This window comes from Stenotrophomonas sp. YJH_SMC_53 (assembly GCF_059369995.1).
This window is the reverse complement of sequence record NZ_JCAFTF010000002.1, coordinates 440,713-451,228: the sequence shown is the minus strand read 5'-3', so window position 1 is coordinate 451,228 and position 10,516 is coordinate 440,713. Positions and strand designations below refer to the sequence as shown.

The 10,516-nt window shown below is 65.8% G+C and carries 22 protein-coding genes; 14 read left to right on the top strand and 8 right to left on the bottom strand.

The window, feature by feature from the left end; translation table 11 throughout:
- Positions 1-68: 68 nt before the first annotated feature.
- Genes AC5P7X_RS04840 through AC5P7X_RS04810 form a run of 7 tightly spaced genes read right to left on the bottom strand, consistent with a single transcriptional unit; the run spans position 69 to position 4,325 of the window.
- Positions 69-896 (bottom strand): hypothetical protein, encoded by an 828-nt coding sequence (locus tag AC5P7X_RS04840; RefSeq protein ID WP_495214492.1) that lies wholly within the window; start codon positions 894-896, stop codon positions 69-71.
- Positions 893-1,231 carry a hypothetical protein gene (locus AC5P7X_RS04835; RefSeq protein WP_495214491.1) on the bottom strand — a complete coding sequence of 113 codons (339 nt, stop codon included), beginning with the start codon at positions 1,229-1,231 and terminating at the stop codon, positions 893-895. The genes AC5P7X_RS04840 and AC5P7X_RS04835 overlap by 4 nt, the downstream gene beginning before the upstream one ends.
- Entirely contained in the window at positions 1,228-1,659 is a 432-nt protein-coding gene (locus AC5P7X_RS04830) for a DUF1064 domain-containing protein (protein ID WP_495214489.1), read from the bottom strand. Before AC5P7X_RS04830 ends, AC5P7X_RS04835 begins: the two co-directional genes overlap by 4 nt.
- Positions 1,656-2,195, bottom strand: a complete 540-nt coding sequence (locus tag AC5P7X_RS04825; RefSeq protein WP_495214488.1) for a hypothetical protein — start codon at positions 2,193-2,195, stop codon at positions 1,656-1,658. Before AC5P7X_RS04825 ends, AC5P7X_RS04830 begins: the two co-directional genes overlap by 4 nt.
- Entirely contained in the window at positions 2,192-2,746 is a 555-nt protein-coding gene (locus AC5P7X_RS04820) for a hypothetical protein (protein WP_495214486.1), read from the bottom strand. Before AC5P7X_RS04820 ends, AC5P7X_RS04825 begins: the two co-directional genes overlap by 4 nt.
- A complete protein-coding gene (locus tag AC5P7X_RS04815; protein WP_495214485.1) occupies positions 2,739-3,782 on the bottom strand; it encodes a helix-turn-helix domain-containing protein in 1,044 nt (347 codons plus the stop codon). Before AC5P7X_RS04815 ends, AC5P7X_RS04820 begins: the two co-directional genes overlap by 8 nt.
- An 18-nt stretch (positions 3,783-3,800) precedes the next feature.
- Positions 3,801-4,325, bottom strand: coding sequence for a phage regulatory CII family protein (locus tag AC5P7X_RS04810; protein ID WP_495214484.1), 525 nt, complete (start codon positions 4,323-4,325; stop codon positions 3,801-3,803).
- Positions 4,326-4,433: 108 nt separating this feature from the next.
- Between AC5P7X_RS04810 and AC5P7X_RS04805 the strand changes: the two genes are divergently transcribed.
- Together AC5P7X_RS04805 and AC5P7X_RS04800 are read left to right on the top strand one after the other, a co-directional pair.
- Entirely contained in the window at positions 4,434-4,823 is a 390-nt protein-coding gene (locus AC5P7X_RS04805; protein ID WP_495214483.1) for a hypothetical protein, read from the top strand.
- 249 nt (positions 4,824-5,072) lie between these two features.
- A complete protein-coding gene (locus AC5P7X_RS04800) occupies positions 5,073-5,453 on the top strand; it encodes a hypothetical protein (RefSeq protein ID WP_495214482.1) in 381 nt (126 codons plus the stop codon).
- Positions 5,454-5,654: 201 nt separating this feature from the next.
- Here the strand turns inward: AC5P7X_RS04800 and AC5P7X_RS04795 are convergent, their stop codons facing one another.
- Positions 5,655-5,975, bottom strand: a complete 321-nt coding sequence (locus tag AC5P7X_RS04795) for a hypothetical protein (RefSeq protein WP_495214481.1) — start codon at positions 5,973-5,975, stop codon at positions 5,655-5,657.
- 73 nt (positions 5,976-6,048) lie between these two features.
- On the opposite strand from AC5P7X_RS04795, the gene AC5P7X_RS04790 reads away from it, so the two are divergent.
- The 12 genes from AC5P7X_RS04790 to AC5P7X_RS04735 all read left to right on the top strand — a co-directional run bounded on the left by AC5P7X_RS04790 (position 6,049) and on the right by AC5P7X_RS04735 (position 10,513).
- Entirely contained in the window at positions 6,049-6,432 is a 384-nt protein-coding gene (locus AC5P7X_RS04790; RefSeq protein WP_495214479.1) for a helix-turn-helix domain-containing protein, read from the top strand.
- A gap of 1 nt (position 6,433) precedes the next feature.
- A complete protein-coding gene (locus AC5P7X_RS04785) occupies positions 6,434-6,892 on the top strand; it encodes a hypothetical protein (protein WP_495214478.1) in 459 nt (152 codons plus the stop codon).
- 72 nt (positions 6,893-6,964) lie between these two features.
- Positions 6,965-7,456, top strand: a complete 492-nt coding sequence (locus AC5P7X_RS04780; protein ID WP_414609687.1) for a hypothetical protein — start codon at positions 6,965-6,967, stop codon at positions 7,454-7,456.
- Positions 7,456-7,887 (top strand): helix-turn-helix domain-containing protein, encoded by a 432-nt coding sequence (locus AC5P7X_RS04775; RefSeq protein WP_495214476.1) that lies wholly within the window; start codon positions 7,456-7,458, stop codon positions 7,885-7,887. Before AC5P7X_RS04780 ends, AC5P7X_RS04775 begins: the two co-directional genes overlap by 1 nt.
- The gene (locus AC5P7X_RS04770; RefSeq protein ID WP_336357307.1) at positions 7,884-8,156 is read left to right on the top strand and encodes a hypothetical protein; all 273 of its coding nucleotides are present in this window, start codon (positions 7,884-7,886) and stop codon (positions 8,154-8,156) included. Before AC5P7X_RS04775 ends, AC5P7X_RS04770 begins: the two co-directional genes overlap by 4 nt.
- Complete coding sequence (locus AC5P7X_RS04765; protein ID WP_336357306.1) at positions 8,153-8,416, top strand: hypothetical protein; 264 nt, start codon at positions 8,153-8,155, stop codon at positions 8,414-8,416. Before AC5P7X_RS04770 ends, AC5P7X_RS04765 begins: the two co-directional genes overlap by 4 nt.
- Positions 8,413-8,826 carry a hypothetical protein gene (locus tag AC5P7X_RS04760; RefSeq protein ID WP_495214475.1) on the top strand — a complete coding sequence of 138 codons (414 nt, stop codon included), beginning with the start codon at positions 8,413-8,415 and terminating at the stop codon, positions 8,824-8,826. The genes AC5P7X_RS04765 and AC5P7X_RS04760 overlap by 4 nt, the downstream gene beginning before the upstream one ends.
- Positions 8,823-8,951 carry a hypothetical protein gene (locus tag AC5P7X_RS04755; RefSeq protein WP_495214473.1) on the top strand — a complete coding sequence of 43 codons (129 nt, stop codon included), beginning with the start codon at positions 8,823-8,825 and terminating at the stop codon, positions 8,949-8,951. Before AC5P7X_RS04760 ends, AC5P7X_RS04755 begins: the two co-directional genes overlap by 4 nt.
- Positions 8,948-9,196, top strand: a complete 249-nt coding sequence (locus AC5P7X_RS04750; RefSeq protein WP_495214472.1) for a hypothetical protein — start codon at positions 8,948-8,950, stop codon at positions 9,194-9,196. The genes AC5P7X_RS04755 and AC5P7X_RS04750 overlap by 4 nt, the downstream gene beginning before the upstream one ends.
- Positions 9,193-9,456 carry a hypothetical protein gene (locus AC5P7X_RS04745; protein WP_495214471.1) on the top strand — a complete coding sequence of 88 codons (264 nt, stop codon included), beginning with the start codon at positions 9,193-9,195 and terminating at the stop codon, positions 9,454-9,456. Before AC5P7X_RS04750 ends, AC5P7X_RS04745 begins: the two co-directional genes overlap by 4 nt.
- Positions 9,453-9,611 (top strand): hypothetical protein, encoded by a 159-nt coding sequence (locus tag AC5P7X_RS04740; protein ID WP_154344339.1) that lies wholly within the window; start codon positions 9,453-9,455, stop codon positions 9,609-9,611. The genes AC5P7X_RS04745 and AC5P7X_RS04740 overlap by 4 nt, the downstream gene beginning before the upstream one ends.
- Positions 9,611-10,513: a recombination-associated protein RdgC gene (locus AC5P7X_RS04735; RefSeq protein ID WP_495214469.1), complete on the top strand. Its 903-nt coding sequence runs from the start codon at positions 9,611-9,613 to the stop codon at positions 10,511-10,513. Before AC5P7X_RS04740 ends, AC5P7X_RS04735 begins: the two co-directional genes overlap by 1 nt.
- The last annotated feature ends 3 nt before the right edge of the window (positions 10,514-10,516 follow it).

Here is a 10,516-nt window from a genome sequence, read left to right as displayed (position 1 = left end):
GCCCTTGAGGAACGCCACCTCCAGCTCGCGCGCGGCTGCGAGCGCGTTGGTACCGACTGCATTTTCGTTCATGACGCCTGTTCCTGGGTGTTCGTTGCCGCCGCTGCAGCGCGCGCGGCGCGCGCCTGGGCCAGCACCTGGGCATAGGCCTCGGGGTGCTGGTCCTCAAAAGCAGGGAGAGCTCCGCGGGCCCATTTCCCGTCGCCCAGTTGCTTCAGCCATCCATCGGTTGCACAGAAGCGGCGCGGATCCACGCCATGGGCCCGTACACCTTTCGCCGTCGTGAATCCATCGAGCTCGAGATCGGCCAGCACTCTCAGCGCGCCCACCTTCCAGGGCGTCAACTGCAGCGGCGCCGGCACGCCTGCGGCCACCTTCGGCACAAACTCAGGCAATGCACAGCGCTTGGTGGGCTTCCAGTCGAACCATGCTGTGGGTCCCCATTCGCGGAGATCGCCGGATGCGCGGTCCCATGGGGCGGCCTGATGCAGGCCATGCCGATGCACTTCGCGCTGGATTCCCTCGCCCGGCTGTGGGTTCCATCGGCTGGTACAGCTGTCCGGCACCAGGACCTGCACACCCAGCGCATCGAGCATCCGTGCAATGCCGTAGTTCGATTCCGTCGTGCAGGGCACCAGCACCGCCCTGAAGTCGGGGCCCCGCTGGTCGCTGTTGCTCCAGTGCGCCGGCAGGATCTGATCGGCCACCTTGGCGTTGAGCTGCATCTTCGCCTCAATGCCTAGCTGGTGCCCGGTAGCCCTCCAGACAGCGAGGATGTCGAAGCCGGCCGTCTCGGGGTATATCTCCCAGCCGCCGGCCGCGGTCAGGCAGTCGATCAGGCACGTGCACAGCGCAGCCTCCGTCGGGAACCGCGCCTTGAGCTCTGCAGGTTTCATTGACCCTTCCTCGCGAATGCCTTGGCCATGCCGTCGAACTTGACGACATCGGCGACCAGTTGAGAGTCCTGAGCAGAACGAGCGGCGCGCTCAGCCTCGCAGGCTGGTTCTGGCAGCGCGCGGAGCTCCGCGAGGCGGGCACGTGCCTGGTTGACCTTGTCCTGGGCCCATAGCGCCTTCGTCGCGAACGGCCGCTCCTTCCCCGGCCGATCAACCTTGGGCGATCCACCAACCGAACACCGGCGCTCGATCTCCCGCAGCAGGTCGGTGGTGGCCACCGCGCTGAGGTCGACCCGGCCGCCCGCTGTGCTGCCGCTTGATCTCCAGCCGCTCATGCCAGCAGCACCTTGATCGGATAGTGGTGCTCCACTTCGCGCTTCTTGATGCGGAACTCCTTCGTTTCCCGTCCTTTCACGTCCACGAAGTCGACGCTCCCGTCGCGCAGAAACACCAGGAAGTCCAGGACGTACTTGGTGCCGCCAGGTAGGTGCATCGGTACCTGCCGCAGCCAGAAGTGCACCTCCCCGGCCTGCTGCCGCAGCTTCAGCTGCTCGTAGTAGCGCGCCTCACGCTTGGAATCGAAGCGGATCCCGTCCACCGTGGTGATCACGTTGCCGTACTTCGGCCGCTTCTCCGCCAGTGCGGCCTCCTGGTGCTGGGCCGGCCCCCTCTTGGGCGCGACCTGGCCAGCCTTGTGCACCAGGTGCTGCATGCCCTGCGGCATGTCCTCGATGCGGTTGTAGCGGAGCCCGCGATTGCTCATTGGCCACCGTCCTGCGGCAGGCCGAGCAGGCGTGCAGCGCGCGCTTCGAACGCCTCAAGCTGGTTCCGAACCCGGAGCTCGAATGCCGCGTGTTCCTTTGTCACATCAGCCAGCAGTGCGGCGCACTCGGCCTGCAGGAATGCCAGGCGCTGATCAATGGTGATCTGGCGGAGCTGGGTGCCCTGCCCCGCCATCGGTGACGCGGCAGCCAACGCGGCCACGCTCCTGCCGGGAGCCGGCGGCTGCACTACCCGCGCCTGGCCAGCTGCGATCGACCAGGTCGGTTCGGCACGCCCGTAACGGCGATTGGCCCTGTCGTGACCCTGGGTGACCAGCTGCTCGCCGAGCATGCCGCGCAGAATCCCGGCCACAGCAGCTGGGGTGATCGCGGCGCATTCCCTGGGGTGGCCCATGGCCAGCGCCAGGGTAGTCATGCCCTCGTGCACTTCGGAGGCCGTCATCGGCTCGCTGGCCTGCTGCAGGGCGTACAGCACCTGCTGACGGTGATAGCTGCGCAGTCGATCCTGGTCGATCATCGGTCCAGCCCTGCCGCTGCCATCTTGCCGGTCGCTGGGGCCTGGTCGTCGTTGCCGGGCTCTGCAGATCCCTGGCCGAAGATCTCCGCGATCTCGCGCTCTGCACGACGCAGCGCTTCGGGGCTGGCCGGTACCGGCGGAGGCGCCGCGGCCTGGCCGAGCGCCGCCACAGGCTCTTCCGGCAGCCTACCGCCGCGCATCACGTATTCGCGGGCCTGGTCGTAGGCTTCGCGCAACAGGCGATCGCTCTTGTCCGCGCTCGAGGTGCGGTAGCGGTGGCCGTCCAGGTACTGCCACACCAGCCGCGTGAAGCCATCCCGGCGGCCGGTGTCGTTGCGAACGGCGGCGAAGCTGGGCACGCCCAGGCAGCGCAGGCGGAATTCGGGCAGCGTCGGTGGCCACGGATCAGCCGAGGCGATGCTCGAGCCCAGGCCCGCAGCCAGCTGCTCACCGGTGAGCCCGGCAAGCCCTTTCGCCCAGGTCGCGGCAGCGCCGCCGCTGGGATCTTCGCCGTAGGCGCTGGTCCAGCGGTAGCCGTAGATCTCAGCCATGCGCACCCACAGCGTCCGCGTAGCCCGGGCCGTCAAGGGCGCCTGCTGCGCCGGCGGCTGCGTCTGCCTCTGCAGCGGCGTCACGGAGCTCGTCCTCTTCTGCTCGACGTCGGACTCGTTCGGCAGCAGAGCCTGAATTGTTGGCATGGTCGGTCCCCTCGGGTTTCGGTGTTACGGGCAGTGCCAGGCCTGCAGCCATCGTCTGGCGCAGGGAGCGGTTGAGGTCGTGGCCGTCGGCCGTGAGCTGGCGGAATCGCGGCTGCAGCTCCAACCAGCTGCTGATCGTCATCGGTTTCCCCAGCACGCGGCGGTGTCGCACGAACCGGGCCAGGACTTGCGGGTCCAGACCCGGCGGCAATCGGGGGATGCCCATCAGCTCGCGATTGACCTCGTCGGCGCTGAGCTGTGGCACCACCGCGTCGTCGCGCGCCTGCGCGTTTGACGATTCAATGACCTTTACTGATCTTTCATGACCTTTAGGGTCCGTCTCGCGGACCGGTTGAGTACGCGAGACGGACCGGTCAGGTCCGCCAGACGTACCGGTCGAGTCCGCGAGACGCACCGGTCGTTCTTGCGTACCGGTGTTTCCCGCGAGCCGGTCGGCACCTTCAGTCTTTTCCGACCCGTCCGTGTCGCGGACCGGTTCGGCATCCGGACCGGTGTGCGTTGCGGACTGGTCAATTCCTTCGGCGCTCTCGGACCGGTCCGTCTGGCGCACCGGTTTGGATGCACGCCGCGGCTTCGACGCGAACGCGTTCTTATCCAGTCGGCTGAGGTTGAGGCTGTACCGGTTGCTGTACTTCGTGCCGCCGGCGTCGCTGCCGCCGCGCCGAATGGTCAGCACCTGGTTGTCTTCCAGCCATGCGATCGCGCTGAGCAGTGCTGTCTTGCTCAGGCAGGTCTTCTCGATCAGCGTCGTGAAGCCCGGGAAAGCCGTGCCGAAGTCGTCTGCGTGCCACGCGATCGCCATCAGCACCGCCTTCGCGGGCGGTGGCATCTGCAGTGGCCAGCAGAGCTTCGTGATTTCGTTGCTCATTACGCAGGCCTATCCCCGTTACGGGCAGCCCACCATGACGACGGCGTTTGCCCGGCCAAGCGCGCTCCATTCGTTGGGGCTGCTGAACTGTGCGCGAGCCTGTCCATGGACGGCACCTGAGCGCGGCTCCGGCGCGGGCGTGTTGAGACGTTCCAACTGGCTCGCGACGCGCTCGGAGGCGGCTGCACACTGCGCCTGGGCGTCGAGCAGCTGCTGCATCAGCTCCTGCCGGCGGTGCTCGGTGGGGATCGGGCGGACCTCATAGCCAAGATCCGCGGCCATGGCCAGGAAGAGCTGGTGCCGGCCGAAGCGGCGCATCAGCGCCCACAACTCGCCGATCTTGAAGAACTCGGCCTTGTTCGGGTTGAGGCAGCTGTTGAACTTGGCAACGGCGCTGGTCCAGTCCTTCAGCTTCTCCTGGTCCCAGAAGCCGTTGTCCAGCAGGAACTGAATCATCGCGTTGCGGGTGTGTGCATCGACATCGCACGTGGCCTTCAGGGCCGCCAGTGCGTCCTGCAGCCAGGTTTCATCGATCCAGGGCATGGGAGTCCTCGAGTGTGGGAGGATCCGCGCGAGCGAGCTCAAGTTAGGCGCGGACAAATTTATGAACGAATGGCAGAATCAGTGCCGTCAACCACCAAGGAGAAGGACATGACACAGGACGAGCTCGAGAAGCGCTTTGCCTCGTACGACCAGCGGCTTGAAGCCCTAGAAGATGAGTTGACGGCGAGCAACCTTCTTGTGGATTTACTCATTGGCAGTCATCACGAATCATCGGCTCTGCTGGCTTCCGTGCGCGGCGCCATCGAAACAGTGAGAGCAAAAAGCGTCGACGCAGGGTTGAGCTCCCTTTACGACCGCGTGCTGGCGCGTCTGCTGAGAATTGAGCAGCAGGCTGTCGCCGCGGAGAACGACAGGGAACTTCAACTGCAAAACAAGGCGGCTTCCCCGGGTCCGTTGAGTGGAGAGGCAGTCCTGCAGAGGCGCGCTCCGAAGACCGACCCGAAAAATCCCGATCAGCTTGGTGACGAACCCCTCTAGCACCAGGCTTTGGACTTGAGTCAGCTACGTGCTGAATCAGCTCCCGTTGCAGTGCGCGCACTTGGCGCTCCAGCGCGGCAATGCGCTGCAGCGCGGCCACTACAACGGTGGCGGTATCTGCCGGGAGCCCGGTAGCGCTTCGCGACTGGGAGTGGCGACGTTCAACAGCCATGCCTACCTCGCGAAAGGGCGGCGATCTCCGGGTAGGCTTGGTGGTACCACCCAACCACTCCAACCACGGAGATCACCATGGACCAAGATTCCACCGCCCGACTTGCCGCCTTGGAAGCTGCTCTCGTTGAGCAGAGCAAGCAAATCGTTGAGCAGCAGAGCCAAATCGTAGACATGGCGAGCAGGCTGAACCAGCTGGGCGAGGCCAGCACCAGCTCCTTCGCAGAAATGCTTGCGAAGGAGTACACGGCAATGGGTTCGGACGTAGTGAACCAGACCATCATCAACGGCCTCCTCGCCAGAGCCGACGAAGCCACGAGGCAATACGTCGAAGCATCCTTGCAGATCGCTTATGAGGCGTTTTCGGAGAAGATTTCCGACCCAGCCTTTCTCGAGCATTTTGGGCTGGCTGCGCGCTCAGTTTTCCCTGATATTCGGCTAGAGCCCGCCGCGAACTGATCAACTGGCCGGCCTGTTCGTCCAGCAGGTTGACGCTCGCTTGAACCCTCTGCATCGCGTCATCGAACCGTTTGGTCTCGAACTGCTGACGAGCTGCGAGTTGGGCTTCAAGCTCCCGAACCCGTAGGCGCAGCGCGCGGAGCTCACGCCCGTGGCCTTGGTCCTCCCCTTCGCGAGGATTGCTGAGGTGTCGAAGGGCCATCAGGCTGTCTCCAGCGGGACGATGCGGCCGGCGTCCACGTCGCCGCTTGGTTCGGCGCGCAGTTCCATAACCGGATCCATAACCGGATCTGCCTGCGCCACCACTTCGGTCAGGCCGTCCCGCTCCAGGCCTTCGAAGGCGTTCAGCGCCTCGATCAGCTGCTGCAGGCTGGCGATCGTCGGGTTCGTGATCTGCCCGTGCGCCAGCTTCGTCAGCCACGAATAGCCGATGTCCGGGTTCTGCCGGGCGATCTCGGCGTACTTCCCTCCATGCGCACGCAGGCGCACCACGGTTTGATGCAAGAGGGTATCGGCGTCCATGCGTCTACATATAGCAAAAGTTTGCTCAGGTGAAAAGCAGTACTTTGCCGAGGCCGATCAATATTCTGCTTACATGAACATTGATTCGAACCTGATCCTCGCCGACAACGTTCGCCGGCTCATGGAGGCAGGCGGCGAAACTCAGGCGAAGGTGGCCAAGCGCGCCGGGCTCTCCCAGCGCAACGTTGGCAACGTCGTCACCTATGGAAAGACCCACGAGACCTCCCCTACTGTCCGCACCGTCGACGGCTTGGCGGCGGCTTTCGGCGTTCCGGCATGGATGTTGTTCATCCAGGATGTCCCTCTTGAGGTCCTGACCGGCCAGCGGCTCAACCAAGTCATCCAGGACTACATCGCGGTCCCGGAGCAGGGCCGCACCAACATTGAGCGTGTGGCAAACGCTGAGGTTCGGTACGCAGGTCTCCCAGCGGGTGACCTTACGGCAAAGGCCGGCTGAGTTGGCATTCAGCCCCACAACCGATGTGGAGGCCGGTGAGCTCGTCGAGAGCCTGACCCAGTTTCTCTTCGCGGGCGACCGCACAACTGAAGCAATGCGCGCCGGTATCGAGGAAGCTTTTCGGCGCGCGCGGCGCCAGCACGGCTCAGAGATCTATGATCGGCGCGAATGGTGGATTGGTACTGACGATTTCGCTCAGTTCACCGTGGATCGGGGCCAAGCGCCTGCGTTCTCCGTTCCAACGGTCGATGTCATTCGCTATGCAGACCTGAGCACTTGGGAGGCAGCGCTGGCGCGCGAGGCACGCGATAGAGCGCTTGCCTGGCCCTTGCCATTTGATGCATTGGAGCACGTTGCAGGCTTCACTCCCGAAGCCCTCAACACTGGCTGGATCCTTTACGCCCTCTTGCGTTGCGCCGGCCGTCAGTCGGGCCAGATAGTCCTTAAACTATCTTCGTAGCAAACTTTTGCTTGACACGTTAAGTTTTGCGCAATATTTTGCTCACCATCCCAAGCACGGATGATTGAGCACATGTCTGCACTGTCTTCGTCGCTGTACCTGGCACTGGTGGCTCTCGGAGCCACCGGCATTGGCGCCCTCTTCTCCCCATCGTCCCCTTCCACAGACGAACCCGGCCAGACCGTCCGGGCACCAGCCGCGCTGGTGATCACCAGCCCGCGCATCTGCGCGGCGCTGGAGGTCTACACCCTGGCCAACGAGAACGACTGGGGCCTGCGCACCACCATCGCGCAGGCGGTGCTCAACGGCTTCAACGACGCCGGCCGCGTGCCGGACTGCGCCGCCGGCGTCTCCGCCGCGCTGGCCAAGGACTTCTCCCCCTACCGCTGGCAGCTCGCGCTCGACGCGGTCGACGCCGTTGTCAGCGGCTCCTATTCCGTTTCCCCCGACGCCTGCGCCCGGGCCAATACCGTCGTCCCCCTGTCGACGGAACAAGCCACCTCCCCCGTGGTGGCCCGGGCGCGGTGCGTCATCTATGACCTGGCATTCGTGGAGGTGCACTGATGGCCGCCACCGAACGTCGCTGCCGCGTCTGCGGCTGCACCGAGCTGCAGGCCTGCCCCGGCGGTTGCTCCTGGGCCGGCCTCGACCTCTGCAGCAGCTGCGCCACGGCCGCCGGCGCGGGCGCCGAAGGCACCATGGCGGTCGTGGTGCGCCAGCGCCTGCTGATCGCGGGTACGTCGATCAAGCTCAGCCGCACCGAAGCCGTGGTGATGCAGGTCCTGGTCGGGGCGCCTGATCGCCTGGTGGACGTCGACGCGCTGCACGCCGCGATGTACCCGGACAGCAAGCCGCCGTCGCGCGAGTCCAACGTCCTGCAGGTGCTGGTGTCACGCCTGCGCCGCAAGCTCGCTGCCGCTGGGCACAAGCACGCCATCGAGACCATCCGCCTGCGCGGCTACCGCTTCGTGATGCCGCAAGGGGGTGCCGCATGAACGCCCCGTGCAAGATCGCTGCGATCCGGCACGCGGTGAGCGCGCTCCACGGAGCCGCTGACGACGGCGCTGATACCCGCCGCTACGCCGACGCGCTGCAGGAAGCGGGAGCTGCCATTGATGCGTTGGTGGCGGCCGACGAGGACTACGACCAGGCGCGCGATCGGTGGCTCAACTCGCCAAGCGATCACGAATCGTTCGAAGCGGCGCGCGAAGCCTGGGCGCGACGCGCGGTTGCCCTTTTCCGAGTCAAAGGCGGTGTCGCATGAACGCCGCTGCTGAGGTGCTGGCGGCGAAGCTGGCCGGCCGCTGTGCAAACGGCCTCGAGCGGGGACAGGGCACCAACCTGCACGCGATCCCTTCCGCGCAGGTGCGGCGCCATGGCGGATATGTCGAAGCCACCGGCAAGGCGCTGTGCGGAGCAGCACCAGGCCGCCGATCCGTGGGCTGGACCGCCTGCGAATCGCATCCTGTGACCTGCCCTCGCTGCCAACGCGCCCTCGCGCGCGGCAAAGGCGGTGCCGCATGAGCCGCAGCGGATACACCGACGACTGCGACACCTGGCCGCTCATTTGCTGGCGCGGCGCGGTTGCTTCCGCACTTCGGGGCAGGCGGGGTCAGCAGTTCCTGGTGGAGCTGCGAGAAGCACTCGACGCGATGCCAGAAAAGCGACTGATCGCCGAACAGCTGCAGGACAACACCGGCTGCCACTGCGCGCTTGGGGTGATCGGTTCCAAGCGTGGCCTGGATATGACCGGCCTAGACCCCGACGACCGCGCGGCAGTGAGCAAGGCGTTCGGCATCGCCGAAGCAATGGCAGCAGAGATCGTTCATGAGAACGACGGCGAGTGGCGATGGGACAACGAAACGCCTGAGCAGCGATGGACGCGCATGCGCGCGTGGGTCGACCAGCACATCACTGAATCGGAGGCCGCATGAACGCGGAAGACATCGTCGCAGAGGCCACCGCAGTGCTGTTCCGGCGGGTGCTGGCCATCAGTGGCACGGCCGGCTTCCTGCTGGGCCTGGCGGTAGGGTTCGGATCCCGGGCGGTGCTGCCATGAACCTGGTGACCGTGACCGTCGACGCGGAGATCGACCTCGACGACCTGATCGAGAACCTGAGTCCTATCAGCAGGGACTACCTCGCCGGCCTCCTGAAGGTTGAAGGCGAGACAGCGCGCGCGCCAGATGGCCGCACCTTCGAGCAGATCATCGAAGCCGCCTTTAACGAAGTGCGCGCCATGTCCCCGGTGCCGCCGGCGCTGGCCGACCTGTTCTGGGTGGTGCACGGGAGGGCCATGTCATGACGGCTGACCTGCACCTGCTCGGCCACGGCCTCGACGCCATCGTGCAGCACGACCTGGACCGCATGCCGCCGGCGATCACCCCCGCAGCTCGCGTCCAGCGTTACCAGCGCGCGATCGCGGTTGCTCCGCCGGACCAGTGGCGCGCGCTGCGGATCCGCTTCGGAACGATCTTCCAGATCGCCTGGAGCGCGGGGATGAAGCCAGATCTGGCCACCTGGGCCCGCAAGTTCCAGCGCATCGCCGAGGCCTGCCGACCATGAGGCTCTTCCACGTCCACATCCCGGGCGTGGCTGGACCGCACAGCGTCATCGCAGAAGCCGAGCAAGCCGCGATCGACGACGCGCTCTACACCCTGGGCCTTTCCGAGCTGCCCGAAGGCAGCAGCGTCACTTCTGAACAGACCGGAGACACCTGATGTTCTTCCGCAACCTCACGATGTTCACCTACCCGCAGCTGCAGATGTTCGACTGGCAGGACGGCCTGAAGGCGCGCGCCCTGAAGCCCGTGGGCCCGCTGGAAATGAGCTCCGCCGGTTTCATTTCGCCGTTCGGCCGCGAAGAGAAGGAACTGCTCTCGCACGAGATCGGCCGCTGCATGTGGATGGCCATCGGCGCCGAAGAAAAGATCCTGCCGCCAGCGGTGGTTAGCAACCTGCTCGAGCTCAAGCTGCTGGAGATCGAGGAACGCGACGGGCGCCGCCCCGGCGGCCGTGAGCGGAAGCGCATCAAGGACGACCTGCTGCACGAGCTGCTGCCGCGGGCCTTCATCCGCCCCACCCGCACGGATCTCTACCTGGACCACCAGCGCGGCGTGGTCTTCGTCGACACCAGCAGCCGCAAGACCGGCGAGGCCGCCATGAGCCAGCTGCGTGACGTGGTCGGCAGCTTCCCCGCCCTGCCCCTGAACGCCGAGGTCTCGCCGCGGGCGATCCTGACCGGTTGGGCTGCCGGTGAGCCCCTGCCCGACGGCCTCAGCCTGGGCGAGGAATGCGAGCTCCGCGATCCGGTCGAGGGCGGTGCAATCGTTCGCTGCCAGCACCACGAACTGCGCTGCGACGAGGTCGACCTGCACCTGGAGACAGGCAAGCAGGTCACCAAGCTCGCCCTGGTGCTGGACGACCACCTCTCCTTCGTCCTCGGTGACGACCTGATCGTCCGAAAGCTCCGCTTCCTGGACGGCGCCGTGGAGCAGCTGCAGCACGGGGATGAAGACGGCCGGCGCGCCGAGTTCGATGCCCGCTTCGCCCTGCAGATCGGCGAAGTCGGCCGGCTCTACGACCTGGTCCGCGAGCACTTCCGCCTCACCACCTACGCATGAGGT